The 14,690-nt window shown below is 67.2% G+C and carries 14 protein-coding genes; 7 read left to right on the top strand and 7 right to left on the bottom strand.

Features of this window, described 5'->3' with window-relative positions; translation table 11 throughout:
- Positions 1 to 24: 24 nt before the first annotated feature.
- Entirely contained in the window at positions 25 to 1,035 is a 1,011-nt protein-coding gene (locus WC815_13075; protein MFA5909703.1) for a hypothetical protein, read from the bottom strand.
- A gap of 100 nt (positions 1,036 to 1,135) precedes the next feature.
- The gene (locus WC815_13080; protein MFA5909704.1) at positions 1,136 to 2,506 is read right to left on the bottom strand and encodes a hypothetical protein; all 1,371 of its coding nucleotides are present in this window, start codon (positions 2,504 to 2,506) and stop codon (positions 1,136 to 1,138) included.
- A gap of 272 nt (positions 2,507 to 2,778) precedes the next feature.
- Here WC815_13080 and WC815_13085 point away from each other — a divergent pair, with 272 nt between their 5' ends.
- Together WC815_13085 and WC815_13090 are read left to right on the top strand one after the other, a co-directional pair.
- Positions 2,779 to 3,291, top strand: coding sequence for a (2Fe-2S)-binding protein (locus WC815_13085; protein MFA5909705.1), 513 nt, complete (start codon positions 2,779 to 2,781; stop codon positions 3,289 to 3,291).
- A gap of 3 nt (positions 3,292 to 3,294) precedes the next feature.
- A complete protein-coding gene (locus tag WC815_13090; GenBank protein ID MFA5909706.1) occupies positions 3,295 to 5,529 on the top strand; it encodes a molybdopterin cofactor-binding domain-containing protein in 2,235 nt (744 codons plus the stop codon).
- 98 nt (positions 5,530 to 5,627) lie between these two features.
- On the opposite strand, the gene WC815_13095 is transcribed toward WC815_13090, so the two are convergent.
- Complete coding sequence (locus tag WC815_13095; protein ID MFA5909707.1) at positions 5,628 to 5,951, bottom strand: hypothetical protein; 324 nt, start codon at positions 5,949 to 5,951, stop codon at positions 5,628 to 5,630.
- A gap of 24 nt (positions 5,952 to 5,975) precedes the next feature.
- Between WC815_13095 and WC815_13100 the strand changes: the two genes are divergently transcribed.
- Both WC815_13100 and WC815_13105 read left to right on the top strand, forming a co-directional pair.
- Positions 5,976 to 6,992 carry an FAD:protein FMN transferase gene (locus WC815_13100; protein ID MFA5909708.1) on the top strand — a complete coding sequence of 339 codons (1,017 nt, stop codon included), beginning with the start codon at positions 5,976 to 5,978 and terminating at the stop codon, positions 6,990 to 6,992.
- Positions 6,993 to 7,013: 21 nt separating this feature from the next.
- Positions 7,014 to 7,619 (top strand): YbhB/YbcL family Raf kinase inhibitor-like protein, encoded by a 606-nt coding sequence (locus tag WC815_13105; GenBank protein ID MFA5909709.1) that lies wholly within the window; start codon positions 7,014 to 7,016, stop codon positions 7,617 to 7,619.
- A 61-nt stretch (positions 7,620 to 7,680) separates the two neighbouring features.
- Here WC815_13105 and WC815_13110 read toward each other — a convergent pair whose 3' ends face one another.
- From WC815_13110 to WC815_13120, 3 genes are read right to left on the bottom strand one after another with little or no spacing between them, the layout of a single operon-like run.
- Entirely contained in the window at positions 7,681 to 8,925 is a 1,245-nt protein-coding gene (locus tag WC815_13110) for a cation:dicarboxylase symporter family transporter (GenBank protein MFA5909710.1), read from the bottom strand.
- A 55-nt stretch (positions 8,926 to 8,980) separates the two neighbouring features.
- Positions 8,981 to 9,913, bottom strand: coding sequence for a 4Fe-4S binding protein (locus tag WC815_13115; GenBank protein ID MFA5909711.1), 933 nt, complete (start codon positions 9,911 to 9,913; stop codon positions 8,981 to 8,983).
- Positions 9,913 to 10,458: an FMN-binding protein gene (locus tag WC815_13120; protein ID MFA5909712.1), complete on the bottom strand. Its 546-nt coding sequence runs from the start codon at positions 10,456 to 10,458 to the stop codon at positions 9,913 to 9,915. The genes WC815_13115 and WC815_13120 overlap by 1 nt, the downstream gene beginning before the upstream one ends.
- Before the next feature lie 68 nt (positions 10,459 to 10,526).
- Between WC815_13120 and WC815_13125 the strand changes: the two genes are divergently transcribed.
- Positions 10,527 to 11,345: a VOC family protein gene (locus WC815_13125; GenBank protein MFA5909713.1), complete on the top strand. Its 819-nt coding sequence runs from the start codon at positions 10,527 to 10,529 to the stop codon at positions 11,343 to 11,345.
- A 2-nt stretch (positions 11,346 to 11,347) separates the two neighbouring features.
- Here WC815_13125 and WC815_13130 read toward each other — a convergent pair whose 3' ends face one another.
- Complete coding sequence (locus WC815_13130; protein ID MFA5909714.1) at positions 11,348 to 11,764, bottom strand: hypothetical protein; 417 nt, start codon at positions 11,762 to 11,764, stop codon at positions 11,348 to 11,350.
- A gap of 139 nt (positions 11,765 to 11,903) precedes the next feature.
- On the opposite strand from WC815_13130, the gene WC815_13135 reads away from it, so the two are divergent.
- Entirely contained in the window at positions 11,904 to 13,031 is a 1,128-nt protein-coding gene (locus WC815_13135; protein ID MFA5909715.1) for a hypothetical protein, read from the top strand.
- A 109-nt stretch (positions 13,032 to 13,140) separates the two neighbouring features.
- A partial coding sequence (locus WC815_13140; protein MFA5909716.1) for a D-aminoacylase occupies positions 13,141 to 14,690 on the top strand: 1,550 nt, incomplete at its 3' end.

Genomic DNA, 14,690 nt, shown 5'->3' on the forward strand with positions numbered 1-14,690 from the left:
CTTACCTGAGTGCCCTACCGGGTTCTACTTCACGTTGACGACGACGTGGATGGTGGTCCAGCAGCATTGATCGCCGCCGCCGCCGTCGCCGGAGCTGTCGTTGACCTGCGCCCGCAGCCAGTAGGTGCCCGGCGCGCTGAAGGTCGCGGTGGTCCTGGCCTCGACGAACTTCCTGGCGTCGCCGCCGTTTTCGAGGGCGAGGGTCTGGTCGGCAATCTTGACCGTGCCGGGACCGCGGTACTTCTTCCACAACACGCGGAAGTCACCGCGGCGTTCGCGCGCGGCGGCGCCACCACCACCGCCGGGGGCGGCACCGCCGCTAATCACCCGTCCGCCGATGATGGCGGGCGGCGGCTCGGTGGCGCCACTGGGACGCGCCGCGGGCTCTCGCCCGGCCGCGGCGCCGCCGGGCGGCGTCGACTCGAACACGGTGGTCGGCGGCTGATCGGCGGCCCACGCGGTCAGCGTCACCGGCTGGCCGACCGCGCCCGACAGCGTCTGCACGAAGCGTTCACGGGGCGGCCCCATGTATTCAGGTCCGGCCTCAGCCACCTTGATCCGCGGCGGCTCGTTGCCGTTCGCCGTGTTCTTGAAGAAGTCGATCCAGTACGGCGGGTTGGTCCAGAACGAGACCGTGGAGGTGTGGCCGTTCGCGGTCAGCGTCCAGGTGAGGCGCTTGGTGCCGAGGTCCTTGGGCACCGGGATGGCGAACACGCCGTATTGCCGGCCGGGGTGGAAGTGCGTCGGCTGGCCGAAGTCGGGGCCGCCCGGTTCGATCCGGTTGTCGGGACCGATCGGAATGTCGAGCGACTGATCCTTGTTGCGATTGAAGTAGCCGAGCAGAAGCACGGACGAGCCGTCCTTGATCGGGCCCCAGCCTTCGAAGGCGGGATAGAGGGCTTCGCCCGAGCCACCGAGCGGTTCGGCCAGCACACCCTGCGGCGGGGTGCGAACCTGCGCCACCTCCGCCAAGGCCACGGTGCCCAAGCCTGCGCCACTGATCACGAAGCTGGCCGCGGCCACGGCGGTTGCCATGGCCACCTTTCGACTCGCGCGCGCAAGCGCGCGCGCTCGCTCAAGGTGGCCCTGAGCTTGTCGAAGGGCCACGGTCGAGAAACGGTTCATGCGCATCAACTTACTGCTGCCGCTGGGCGGCGGTGGTCAGCCCGAGCTGCTGCCGGCGCGTGGCGATTTCGGCGCGGTAGTCCGCGTCCGCCATGTAGGTGACGTTGACCCAGGCGTGGGCCATTTCGTCCACTGTGCGATCGCCGTAACCCACCCAGACGTTCGCATCGGGGTTCGACTTGTTGCCGGCCGTGTTGTCGTGCCAGGCGGTGATCTTGAGGATCGTCCCCTTGGGCAGCAGCGGCGCGGCGGTGTCGGCATACACGTAGGTGTTGTGCCAGTTGAAGTTGAAGTCGGCGACGTGGCTGAGAACCTGGATCTGCCCATTCGGCAGAATCGCTTCCATCGACATCGCCTTGCCGCGCAGGTGCATGTGCGGTTGGAAGCTTTCGACGCGGCCGTTCTCGCGCATCAGGAAGTAGCCCTCAGTGGCCTTGACCGTATTGGGCGGAATATCGACTGCCGAACCAAGCGCGGACCCGCCGCCACCATTGGTGGCGCCCATGAGGTGCAGCACCTGGCGGAACTTGGGCTCCTGGCCCTTCGGGTAGAAGTAGATGCCGAGTTCGACCTGATCGGTGATGTCTTCGCCACCGTTCGAGTAGTGGATGTCCCACACGATCTTCGAGCCGGGCAGCATCAGCTTGCCGCTGCCGGGGCGCATCATCTCGCCCTGCTTGCCGACCGCCCACTCCATGAACGTGCCCGGAAGCGGGTTGCCGGAGGCGTCGAGCGGATTGGCGGCGAGCTCGTCGGTCTCCTTCTGCTGGAGGCGCGCGATGGCGTGATGGGTGATCTTGCGGCCCTTTACGGTGCCGGGACGAATCTCGATGGCGCGCACCCAGCGCGGCTCGGTGACGCCGGTCTCGACCACCGGCTTCCACCACGCGTCGTTCTGCCCCGCCTTCTGCGTCCAGGGCAGCGACCTGATGACCATGTCCGGTTCGGTCTGGCCGAACTGCTTGGCGAAGTTCCAGCCCTGCTCGGTCGGCCACTTGACGGCAGGCGGCATGTCCTTCGGGTCGCCCTTCGGCGCGCCGGCGTCGACCCACTTCGCGATGGTGTCGATTTCCTTGTCGCTGAGCGAGCGGTCGTTCTGGAATTCCTGGATGCCGATGGTCTTGTCGATGTGCCAGGGCGGCATCTGCTGGGACTGCACGCGATTCTTGATCGAGCGCGCCCACGGCCGTGACTCTTCGAACGTGACGAGCGACATCGGCGCGATCGAGTCGGGCCGGTGGCAGGCCTCGCACTTGTTCTGGAAGATCGGTGCGATGTCTTTCGTGAAGGTGAGCCCGGTGGCCGTTTGCGCACCGGCCGCAGCGGGCGCAACCACGCCAATGACGGCGACCGCCGCCAGAATTCCGAGTGGCTTCAACATCGTGCTCATCTCAGCTCCTTTTCGTTCACCGAAAGGCTCAGCTAGAGAGTCCGGCCGGCGACCGCCGGGAAATATAGCAGAAACCGGGATGATTGGGTGATTGTGGGGTGATTGGGGTCAGGTCAAGAAAATCACAGTTTGGGATGATTGGGGACAGGTGCGCCAGCTGAACACCGGCAGCGAGACCTGCCCCCAATCATCCCAAACTGTGATTTTCTTGACCTGACCCCTGTACACACTCGCCACGCGGGTCTCGTATGCTGTGGGTAGTTATGGCCTACACACTGACCGTCAACGGCAAGTCCTCGAGCGTGGATGCCCCGGCCGACATGCCGCTGCTCTGGGCGCTGCGCGACATCCTCAACCTCAAGGGCACCAAGTACGGTTGCGGCATCGGCGCCTGCGGCGCCTGCACGGTGCACATCGACGGCAAGCCCGTCCGTTCGTGCCAGACGCGGGTATCCGCGGTGGCGGAACGCCCGATTACGACCATTGAAGGCCTGTCGGCCGACGGCACCCATCCGGTCCAGGTGGCCTGGCAGGAAGTCGACGTGCCGCAGTGCGGCTACTGCCAATCCGGACAAATCATGGCGGCCGCGGCGCTGCTCAGCCAGAAACCCAAGCCGACCGACGCCGACATCGACCAGGCGATGAACGGCAACCTCTGCCGCTGCGCGACCTACGTCCGCATCCGGCAGGCCATCCACAAGGCGGCGGCGATGTCCGTCACCACCACCGCCGCCCAGGGCGGGTCCTTCGACTCCGCTCAGGACAGGGAGGAATAGCCCATGGCGCCGATGACACTCGACCGCCGCTCGTTCCTCCGCGTCAGCGCCCTCGCCGGCGGCGGCTTCATGATCGCCACCTCGCTCGACGGCGTGGCCGGCGCCTTCGCTCAGGCCCCCTCGGCTGCGCTCGGGGCAAGCGGCAGCGACTTCACGCCCAACGCCTTCATCCGGATCACGCCGGACAACATCGTCACCATCATCGCCAAGAACCCCGAGGTCGGGCAGGGCGTCAAGACGTCGATGCCCATGCTGATCGCGGAAGAACTTGGCGCCGACTGGAAGAGCGTGCGGCTGCAGCAGGCCGACCTCGACCCGGTGAAGTACGGGCCGCAGAATGCGGGCGGCAGCACCGGCACGCCGACCAACTGGGAACCGCTGCGCCGCGCCGGCGCCGCGGGACGGATGATGCTGACCACCGCCGCCGCGCAAACCTGGGGCGTGCCGGAAGCTGAATGCACGGCAGCCGCGGGACGCGTGACGCACCGCGCGTCGAACCGGTCGCTCACCTACGGCGCGCTCGCCGCGAAGGCCGCGACACTGACGCCGCCGGATCTCCGCACCGTCACGTTGAAGGACAAGAAGGACTACACCATCATCGGCAAGCCCACGGCCGGCGTGGACAACAAGGCCATTGTCACCGGCCAGCCGATCTTCTCGATCGACTTTACCGTGCCCGGCATGCTGTGGGCGGTGTTCGAGAAGTGCCCCGTGTTCGGCGGCACGGTGGCCAGCGCGAACCTCGACGTGATCAAGACCCAGCCCGGCGTGCGCCATGCCTTCGTCGTTGAAGGCGGCGCGGATCTGACCAGCCTGCTGGGCGGCGTCGCGATCGTGGCCGACAGCTGGTGGCAGGCCCAAAGCGCCCGCACGAAGCTGCAGGTCAAGTGGAACGAGGGGCCGACCGCCTCGCAAAGCAGCGCCGGCTTCGCCGCCAAGGCCGCGGAGCTCTCGACACTGCCGCCCGGGTTCACCGTCGGCAAGGACGGCGATCCGGATCAGGCCCTGGCCACGGCGGCGACGGTGGTGGAGGGCGCGTACTCGTATCCCTTCATCTCGCACGCGCCGCTCGAACCGCAGAACTGCGTCGCCCGGTGGCAAGACGGCAGGCTCGAGATCTGGTCGCCGAGCCAGACGCCGCAGCGCGGGCGCGACATGCTGAAGTCGCTTTTCAGCCTGCGCGACGAAGACATCACGCAGCACATGGTGCGGGCGGGCGGCGGCTTCGGGCGGCGCCTGTCGAACGACTATGCCGTCGAAGTGGCCTACATCTCGAAGCAGATCGGCGGCACGCCGGTGAAGCTGTTGTGGACGCGCGAGGACGACATGCGCCACGACTTCTACCGGCCCGGCGGCTTCCACTACCTGAAGGGCGGCCTCGACGCCAGCGGCAAGCTTACGGCGTGGAGTGGGCATTTCGTCAGCTACGGGCCCATGAATCCGCCGGCCGGCGCGCCCAACACGTTCGCGCAATCGGCGAACATCCCGAACACCGAGTTTCCGAGCGGCTACGTGCCCAACTTCGCGATTCATGCGTCGTTGATTCCGCTCGGCGTCCCGACCGGCGCGCTGCGCGCGCCGCGCAGCAACGCGGTGGCCTGGGTCTACCAGTCGTTCATCGACGAACTCGCCCATGCCGCCGGCAAGGACCCGCTGCAGTTCCGGCTGGATCTGATGGCCACGCCGCGCACCAAGCCGGCCGGCGACGGCTTCAGCGGCGAGCGCATGAGCGGCGTACTGCGCGAGGTGGCCGAGCGCTCGGGCTGGGCCGCCCGCAAAGCCAGCAAGACCACCGCCATGGGCATCGCCTGCCACTACAGCCACCGCGGCTACTTCGCGGAAGTGGCCGAGGTCACGATCGGCGACAACAACACGCTCCGGGTCAACAAGGTATGGGTGGTCGGCGATGTCGGCCACCAGATCGTGAACCCGAGCGCGGCCATCAACCAGGTGCAGGGCGCCGTGATCGACGGCCTGGCCGAGTTGATGGCGCAGGAGATCACGATCGAGAACGGCCGCACGGTGCAGAGCAACTTCACCCAGTTCCCACTGGTGCGGATCCGCCAGGCGCCGCCGGTCATCAACGTGCACTTCCGGCTGACCGACAACAGCCCGACGGGGCTGGGCGAACCGTCGCTGCCGCCGATCCTGCCGGCGGTGTGCAACGCGATCTTCTCGATCACCGGCACGCGCGTGCGGTCGCTGCCGCTGTCGAAGCACGGCTTCCGCTGGGCCTGATCACGGACGTTAACCACGGAGGAGCCAGGCGTTCAGCTGGCCCATGAACGGGGCCGCCAGGACAAGGGCCGCCGAAGCGATTGCGGCGAACCCGAACCTCAGGCCACGCGCTTGAGCCGGACGCGCAGGTAGGCCACGCCCATCATCAGCACCATCAGCATGCCGCCGCCGGTCAGGCCGTTCTCGCACCGGAAGCGGATGGTCTCCCCCGGCGCGGCGTCGAAGCTCACGGTGTGGCCGAACAGCGTGTTGTGGGCCTTGACGACGTGCGGGCCCGGCGCCAGCTCGCGCGTGAACGTCTTGCCGTAGCGCAACACGCGGTCCCACTTCTCGCCGTCCACCCACAGGTAGACGGGCCGATCCTGGATGTCTTCGGGATGATCGCGCGCGATCACCAACTGCGCCGGTAACGATGAGGGCATGGTACTGTTTTCAGCATACCGCTGATGCGTCGCCTCCTCGCCATTCTCGCTCTCGCCTGCGCCGCGTGCGCCACGCCTTCTGCGCCTGCCGCCGAGCTGGTCGAGCGATCCCGGATTGCGATGGGCTCGCAGCTGCGCCTGGCCGCCTGGACGACCGACGAGAGCGCCGCCGCGGCGGCGTTCGAGCAGGTGTTTCGCGAGTTCGATCGCCTCGAGGCGCTGATGAGCGTGTGGCGGCCCGGCAGCGACGTGGTCCGCATGAATGAGGCCGCCGGCCAGGCGCCGGTCCCGGTCAGCGCGGAGACCCTCGATGTGCTGGCCGCGGCTCGCCAGGCCAGCGAGTGGACCGGCGGTAAGTTCGACATCACCTTCGGCGCGCTCGCCGACATCTGGAAGTTCGATCACGACCAGGACAACGTGGTCCCCGACCGGCGCGCGATCGAGGCGCGCCTGCCGCTGGTGGACTACCGGGCAGTCGAGATCGACCGCGCCGCCGGCACGGCCTACATCCGCACGCCCGGCGCCCGCGTCCATCTCGGCGGCATCGGCAAGGGCTACGCCGTCGATCGGGCCGCGGCGCTGCTGCGCGCCCGCGGCTTCGCCAACTTCCTGATCCAGAGCGGCGGCGACCTGTACGTCGCCGGCCGCAACGGCGAGGTGCCGTGGAAGCTCGGGATCAACGATCCGCGCGGACCGGCGGGACACAGCTTCGCGACCCTCGAGCTGGGCGACGGCACGTTCAGCACGTCAGGGGACTACGAGCGCTTCTTCATCAAGGACGGCACGCGCTACCACCACCTGATCGATCCGGATCGCGGCGCGCCGGCCACCGGCACCCGCAGCGTCACCATCGTCGCCGACAGCGCCATGCTGGCCGACGTGTTGTCCACCGGCGTGTTCATCATGGGGCCGGCCGGCGGCATGGCCCTGATCGAGCAGCTGCCCCAGGTGGAGGGCGTGATCGTGACCGCGGCCAACGAGGTGCTGGTGTCGAGCGGCCTCAAGGGCCGGCTCACCCTGCTCGCGCCGCCGACCCGCTAGAATACGGGCGGAGGCCTGTTGATGATTCGTCAGACTGTGTTCGTCGCCGCCCTGGCCATGATGGCCGGCGGTTCGCTCCTGGCTCAAGCTCCCGCGCCGGCGCCGGGCGCCCAGCCCGTCGCCCGCCCGGCACCGGGTCCGGGACTCACGCTCACCACGACCGCGTTCGAGGATGGCGGCGTCATCCCGAACAAGTTCACGTCGGCCGACCCCAAGGGTGTGTCGCCGCACCTGACCTGGACCAACGTGCCGGCCAACACCGTCAGCTTCGCCCTGATCTTCCACGACCCGGACGTGGCGATTCAGCGCAAGGTGGACGATGTGCTGCACGGCATGTGGTTCAACATTCCCGGCACGGCGCGGGAACTGGCGGAGGGGCTGCCGGCGGGCCCGGCGCTGCCGGATGGGACCATCCAGGCGAAGAACCTGCGCGGCCAGAATGCCTACATGGGACCGGGCGCGGGCGCCGCGGGTCCGATGCATCACTACACGTGGGAACTGTTCGCGCTCGACATCAAGCTCGAGCTGACGGCTGATGCGACGCGCGCGGATGTGCTGAAGGCGATCGACGGCCACATCCTCGGCAAGGCCGTGCTGATGGGCCGCTTCAAGCGTCCGGCGCAGTAGAGGTTGTAGGGCACTGCAGGTAGGGCACCCCTTTAAGGGGTGCCCTACGTCAATGGTGCCGCTAGCTGTTGACCGGCTGCGGCTTGAACTCGCCTTCCCACTTCGCTACCACCACCGACGCGAGGCAGTTGCCGACCACGTTGGTCATCGTGCGGCCCATGTCCATCAGGGCATCCACGCCGAGGATCAAGGTGACCCCTTCAAGCGGCAGGTTGTAGCTGGCGAGCGTCGCGGCAAGAATCACCAGCGATGCTCGCGGCACGCCGGCCACCCCCTTGCTCGTGAGCATCAGCGTCAACAGCATCGTCACCTGCTGGCCAATGGTCAGCTCGACGCCCGCGGCCTGCGCGACGAACACGGCGGCCAGGGACAGGTAGAGCGTGCTGCCGTCCAGGTTGAAGCTGTAGCCGAGCGGCAAGATGAACGAGACGATGCGGCGCGGCACGCCGAAGGCCTCGACGCATTCCATCGCGCGCGGCAGCGCGGCTTCGCTCGAGGTCGTGGAGAACGCGATCAGGGCCGGCTCCTTGATCGCCTTGAGGAACCCACCGATCGGGATGCGGAACATCAGCATCACCGGCACCAACACCAGCGTGAAGAAGATCACGAGCGCCACGTAGAGGGTGAACACCAGGTAGGCGAGGTTCTGCAGCACGACCAGCCCGCTGGTGCCGATGGTGTAGGCAATGGCGGCGCCGACGCCGAACGGCGCATACAGCATGACGATGTTAGTGACCTTGAACATCGTCTCGGTGAGCGACTCGCACCATTCGATCATGGGCTTGCCCTTCTCGCCCACCATGCCGAGGCCAATCGCAAAGACGATGCTGAAGACCACGATTTGCAGCACGTCGCCAGTCGCCATCGCCTCAATGACCGAGGTCGGGACCATATGCAGGAGGATCTGATCCCACGTCTGCGCGACGGCGCTGATCGGCGGCGCCCCAGCCGGCGCTGGCAGCACCATGCCCACGCCCGGCTGCATGATGTTGACGGCCAGCAGGCCAATCAGCAGCGCCACCGTGGTCACCACCTCGAAGTAAATCATCGCGCGCAGGCCCATGCGGCCGACGTCCTTGAAGTGGCCGGCGCCGGCGATGCCCGCCACCAGCGTGCCGAACAGCAGCGGCGCGATGATCATCCGGATCATGCGGATGAAGATCAGGCTGAACGGCCGGATGTACTCGGCCACGCTCTTGTCGGTGATGCTGATGACGTAGCCGACGATCAGGCCGACGATCAGGCCGATCATGATCTGGGTGGTCGCGGAAATCCGGGGTTTCGAGGGGGCGGCTGTGATCGACATTCGGTTTGGATTCTAGCGTGAAACGCCCGGAGGGCGGCACATTAGTGCCGCCGGGTCACCGGACCGGCTGGAGCGGCAGGATCGTGATCTTCTTCGAGTTGTATTCGATGATGCGCCAGTGTGGGCACTTCGTGGTGTCGGCGTAGAGCCGCTCGCAGTCGTCGCAGCGGACGCACTCGGTCACCAGGATCTTCGGCCCCTCGATGGCCCCCCACTGGCAGGTCTTCTGGCACATCTTGCAGGTGTTGCATTCCGACCAGCGCTTGATGCGGAACACCGTGAGGTACGACATCAGGCCGAGGGTCGCGCCGACCGGGCACAGGAAGCGGCAGTAGACGTTGCGGACGAACACCGTCGCCAGCAGCAACGCCCCGACGCCAACCCACATCGCCGTGGTCCCGAACAGCCCGAACAGCCAGAACGGCTCAACGTACTGGTAGATCCGCAGGTCGTGGGTGAGGACGTAGTAACCGAGCACGGCGAACAGGATGCCGAACTTGATCAGGCTGGCGCGCTTCTCGATCGACCGCGGCACGTCGAAGCGCCACGTCGCCGGCAGGATGACGTCAAGCGTCTGCGTGAGCGCGCCGTAGGCGCAGATGCGCCCGCAATACAACCGTCCCCACAGCACCGTGGACACCACGGTGAAGCCGAAGAACAGGTACCAGGCGATGTTGTACTTGGGAACCGGCCAGTTCCAGTCGATGGCGCTGAAGATGTTGGTGATCGAGATGAGGTAGCTCTTCGCGAACCCCATGTAGCCGATGGCGAGCGCGAAGGTGACCAGCTTCAGCGGCACGCTCTTGCGCGTGAAGCTGACCAGCGCGAGCGCGAGAAACGCGGCCAGCAGGGCGATGTCGAGATATTGCGGACCGAGGATGTCGGCCCACGTCTCGACCGCCACTTCCTCGAACCCCCAGGGGTCGGCCGCGGGCTGCCCTTCGACTACGCTCAGGCCAAGCCCTGCGACTGCGCTCAGGGCCAGCATCACGGCTTGATCTGATCCGGCGTGAGCACGGCCCTGGCCATGGTGCGCGAGGCGTCACGCAACACGCGGGCGGCGCCGTTGATGGTGATCGAGGCGCGGGACACCGCGGCGATGTCGGTGCCGACGCGGAACGGATCGCGAATGCTCTTGTTCTTGAACTGCGCCACGAACGCCGGCGGGTCGACCGAGAAATAGCCGTAGGGCTCGGAGTTGTAGTCCACCACCACGCCCTGGATGATGCCCCGCGTGTCCATGCCGACCAGGAAGTGGATGGGGCCATGGTAGGCGCGCTCGTCGGGCGCCAGGTCGGTGGTCCAGAAGATGTAGCCGATCGGCGGCGCCGCCGGACTGGTCTTCGGGTCGACGCCGTAAACCTTGTAGTGCAGGGGTGCGCCGCCGAAGGTCGAAAAGCCGCCGGCGTCCGGAAACAGCGTCTTGAAGTGCGGCTCGGGGCGGGGATTCGTGAAGATCCGCTTGGCTTGCGCCGCGATCGTGACCAGGCCGGCCGTGCTGAGCAGCAGAATGAGGACGCCGAATCGTTTCAAACACACCCTCCGTGAAAACCTCGCCAAGCATACGCGGTTCACGCTGAAACTGGTATCGTATGCGCGCCATGACCCTAATCCGCATCTCGTTCCTGACTGGCGCCCTCCTGATGTCGATCAGTGCCGGAGCCGGCGCCCAGACGCCGACCCTCCCGTACGATCACATCCACCTGAACGTGCCCGACGCCGCCGCGGCGTCCGCATGGTACGAGAAGAACTTCGGCGGCACGCGCATCACCGAGGCGCCGAACCGGATCATGTACGGCAGCACGCGCCTGATGTTCCTGCGCAGCACCACGGCCCAGCCGAGCGCCGGCAGCGCCATCGATCACCTCGGCTTCTCGGTCGCCGACCTCGACGCCAAGATGAAGGAACTGGAGGCCGCCGGGGTCAAGATCACGACGCCGGCGCGCGACGTGCCCGGCCTGTTCAAGCTGGCCTTCGTCGAAGACCCGTGGGGCACGCGCATTGAGGTGGTGCAGGACCCCGAGCTGCTCGGCCTGCACCACATCCACATGCGCGGGCCCGACCCCGAGGCCGTGATCACCTGGCTGCTCGACAAGTTCGGCGGCAAGCGCCAGCAGCTCAAGGGCCGCATCGACGCCGTGCGCTACGACGCCGGGGGCTTCAGCAGCATGTGGATCCTGGTGCAGAAGGGCGAGGCGGAGCCGAGCATCGGCCGCGCCATCGATCACATTGGCTGGCGCTCGACCGGGCCGCTCGCCGACACCATGAACGCGCTCACCGCCAAGGGCGTGGTGGCCACCAGCCAGCCGCGGCCGCTCAACCTGCCGAACGGGCCGTCGATCAATTTCGCGTATGTGGCGGGCCCGGCGGGCGCGCGCATCGAGCTGGTGGAGCGTCCCGGGCTCAAGCCCGGCCAATAGCGCTAGGGTTCGCGCTCGAGGCGGACCTTGAGCGCGGTGACGTGCAGGAAGATCATCATCAGCCACCCGGCGGTGGGCATGGCGTTGGCGCACCGCAGCCGGACGTGCTCGCCGGGAACGGCGTCAATCTCGATCGTATGTGAGAACAGCGTGTTGAAGGCCCGGATGCGATGGCGTCCGGGCTCGATCTCCCTCGTCACCGGCCGGCCGTACTTCACCTTCCCCCACGGCTCGTCGTCCACGAACAGGTAGACCTGGCGGTCCTGGAAGTCGCCGCTGGTGTTGCGCGTGATGGTGAGTTGCGCGCGGCTGAGCCGCGCGCCGGAATCGTGAACGGGCGCGGCGCCGTGCCAGGCGCGCTCCAGCGCCGCGACGTCGAGGACCTCGTCGGCGACGGCGGTGATCAGGACCGGTGGCATGCGGCAGGATACGATCGAAGACATCACCTCTACGCATGTTTCTTGCGGCCCAGCTGGCCGGCATGAAACGAATGCCGGGTTCCGGCCGTAGACTGGAGATGAGCCCGGTGCCTGACCGGGCGCAGATCGTGATGAACCCATGAGCGTCCGTTTAGCCGCAGCCGCCATCGGGGCGGTTGCGTTGCTGGCAGCGAATACCTCCTCCACCGACTTCCTTGAAGCCGCCGCGGCCGCACCGCGCGCCACCCTGACCGCCGCGCCGGTGATGTCGCTGCCGGGCAGCGCGGACTCGAACAGTCCCCTGGTGTGGGATCTGGACGAGGGACAGCGAAAGCTGTTCGTGATGACCTCGTTTGCCGGCCAGCCGAACGTGGCCTCGGGGCCCGTGTTGGAGCGGATGGGCGCGCGGACCGAGATCACGCTGCTGCCGCACCCCGGCTACGGCGTCTGGATGGAAGCTGTGGTCACCGACGACGTCGAGACGTGGTACGGCTTCTACCACAACGAGTGGCCGGCCACGGCGTGCGGCCGCGAAGATCGGTTCGTGGCACGCATTGGCGCCGCCAAGTCCACCGACCTCGGCCAGACCTGGCAGGACCTCGGCATCGTGCTGCAGGCGGCCCAGAGCACGACGGCGTGCGACTCCAATAACCGCTACGTGATTGGCGGCGTCGGCGACCTCAGCGTGGCGCTCGACGCCGACAAGAAGTATCTCTACATCTTCTACAGCCAGTACCAAAAGCAGCGCGAGGCGCAGGGCGTCGCGGTGGCGCGATTGTTGTGGGCCGATCGTGATCGGCCCGCGGGCCGCGTCGCCATCTGGCGGAGCGCCGCCTGGGAGCCCAATGCCGGACGCCGCGAATTCTCTCCGTTGTTGCCGGGTGCGATGCGCCGGCGGCTCGAATGGACCTACCCTGCCGCGACGCCGCTGGTCGCCACCACCCAGGCGTGGCACGACGCCGATGACAAGGTCGATGCGTACTGGGGACCGTCGGTGCACTGGAACACCGCGATCGAACAGTACGTGATGCTGCTCAACCGCGCGAAGGACGAGAACTACGCACAGGAAGGCATCTACGTCTCGTACGCGCCCCGGCTGGACGACCCGTCGCTGTGGTCGCCACCGCAGAAGCTGCTCAACGGCGGCAAGTGGTACCCCCAGGTGGTCGGTTCGGCCCCCGGTACCGGGACCGACAAGCGCGCCGGCGCGTCGGCGCGCTTTTTCATGAGCGGCCGCTCGGATTGGATGATTAACTTCTTCAAATGATGCGTGCCGGGGCGGCACCTCTTGCCGGGAGGGAACCACGGCAGCGCGCCCGTCTTCGGACATCTCTGCGTAATCTGCGTCATCTGCGGCCCTGGATTAAGATCCATACATGCGTCGATTCACAGTCGCCCTTGTTGTCCTGTCTGCTGCCGCCCATCTGGCGTCTCAAACTGCGGCCCCACTTGATCTGGTCATCCGCGGCGGACGCGTGATCGATGGCACGGGCTCGCCGGCCCGGGATGCCGACATCGGCGTCCGCAACGGCCGCATTGTCGCCGTCGGGCGGATCACCGATACCGCCAAGGCCACCATCGACGCCACGGGCCTGGTCGTCGCGCCCGGCTTCATCGACGTCCACACCCACGTCGACGAAATCGCGACCCAGCCTGCCATTCCCCACTTCGTCCGCATGGGCGTCACCACCGTGGTGGCCGGCAACTGCGGCTCATCCGCGTTGGACGTCGCCAAGGCGTTCACGGAGATCGAGACCGCGAGGCCCGCGCTCAACTACGCGACGCTCATCGGCCATAACACGGTCCGCCGCGAGGCGATGGGCACCGCCAATCGGCAGGCGACGCCGGATGAACTGCGGACGATGGAGGCCCTGGTCCAGAAGGCGATGCGCGACGGCGCCGTCGGATTCTCCACCGGCCTTCAGTACGTCCCGGGCACCTACGCGGAAACCGCGGAGATCGTCGCGCTCGCGAAGGTCGCCGCGGCCAACCGCGGTTTGTATGCCACGCACATGCGCAACGAGGGCACCGAACTCGAGAAGGCGGTCGCCGAGTCGATTCACATCGCGGAATCGGCCAGGTTGCCGCTCGAGATCTCCCACTTGAAGGTGGATGCGCCCAGCCGCTGGGGATCGAGCGCGAAGGCCCTCGAGATGATGGACGCCGCGCGCGCCCGGGGCGTGCGCGTGAACGCCGACCAGTATGTCTACGATGCGGCGAGCTCCAACCTCGGCATCCGCTTTCCGTCGTGGGCGCTCGAGGGCGGGCAGGAGAGGATCAACCAGCGGCTGCAAGACGAGACGACGTGGCAGAAGATTCGCGCCGAGATGCGCGAACTGATTCGCGAGCGCGGCCTCGAAGACTACAACTTCGCCCGCATCGCCGAATACCGCGCCGACCGCTCGCTGAACGGCCTCACCATCCCGCAGGCCACGCAGAAGGCGCTCGGCAAGACCGACCTGGCCACGCAGCAGGAAATGATGCGCCGCATGCTGATGGCCGGCGGCGCCTCGATGGTCTATCACTTCATGGGCGACGACGACATCGCGCGCATCCTGCGGCATCCCATGGTGTCGATCGCCTCCGACAGCGGGCTCAACACCTTCGGCGAAGGCGTGCCGCACCCGCGCGGCTATGGCAACGCCGTGCGCGCGCTCGGCCTCTACGTGCGCGAGCGCAAGGTGATCAGCCTCGAAGAAGCGGTGCGCAAGATGACGTCGCTCCCGGCGGATCAATTCAGCTTCACGGATCGCGGGCGCCTCGCCCCCGGCATGGCCGCCGACATCGTCATCTTCGATGCGGCGACCGTGGGCGACGTCGCGACCTATTCAGCGCCGCACGCCTATCCGTCTGGCATCAGCTACGTGATTGTGAACGGCACGACAGTGGTCAGCGGCGGCAGGCAGACCGACGCGCGTCCGGGACA

The organism is Vicinamibacterales bacterium (assembly GCA_041659285.1).
In the GTDB taxonomy this organism is placed as follows: domain Bacteria; phylum Acidobacteriota; class Vicinamibacteria; order Vicinamibacterales; family UBA2999; genus 12-FULL-67-14b.

Bases quoted from the DNA above. Each gene is read 5' to 3' on its own strand.
- WC815_13095 (MFA5909707.1), bottom strand. From the start codon at position 5,951: ATGCCCTCATCGTTACCGGCGCAGTTGGTGATCGCGCGCGATCATCCC.
- WC815_13125 (MFA5909713.1), top strand. From the start codon at position 10,527: ATGACCCTAATCCGCATCTCGTTCCTGACTGGCGCCCTCCTGATGTCG.
- WC815_13090 (MFA5909706.1), top strand. From the start codon at position 3,295: ATGGCGCCGATGACACTCGACCGCCGCTCGTTCCTCCGCGTCAGCGCC.
- WC815_13100 (MFA5909708.1), top strand. From the start codon at position 5,976: ATGCGTCGCCTCCTCGCCATTCTCGCTCTCGCCTGCGCCGCGTGCGCC.
- WC815_13075 (MFA5909703.1), bottom strand. From the start codon at position 1,035: ATGGCAACCGCCGTGGCCGCGGCCAGCTTCGTGATCAGTGGCGCAGGC.
- WC815_13130 (MFA5909714.1), bottom strand. From the start codon at position 11,764: ATGCCACCGGTCCTGATCACCGCCGTCGCCGACGAGGTCCTCGACGTC.
- WC815_13080 (MFA5909704.1), bottom strand. From the start codon at position 2,506: ATGTTGAAGCCACTCGGAATTCTGGCGGCGGTCGCCGTCATTGGCGTG.
- WC815_13110 (MFA5909710.1), bottom strand. From the start codon at position 8,925: ATGTCGATCACAGCCGCCCCCTCGAAACCCCGGATTTCCGCGACCACC.
- WC815_13115 (MFA5909711.1), bottom strand. From the start codon at position 9,913: ATGCTGGCCCTGAGCGCAGTCGCAGGGCTTGGCCTGAGCGTAGTCGAA.
- WC815_13085 (MFA5909705.1), top strand. From the start codon at position 2,779: ATGGCCTACACACTGACCGTCAACGGCAAGTCCTCGAGCGTGGATGCC.
- WC815_13135 (MFA5909715.1), top strand. From the start codon at position 11,904: ATGAGCGTCCGTTTAGCCGCAGCCGCCATCGGGGCGGTTGCGTTGCTG.
- WC815_13105 (MFA5909709.1), top strand. From the start codon at position 7,014: ATGATTCGTCAGACTGTGTTCGTCGCCGCCCTGGCCATGATGGCCGGC.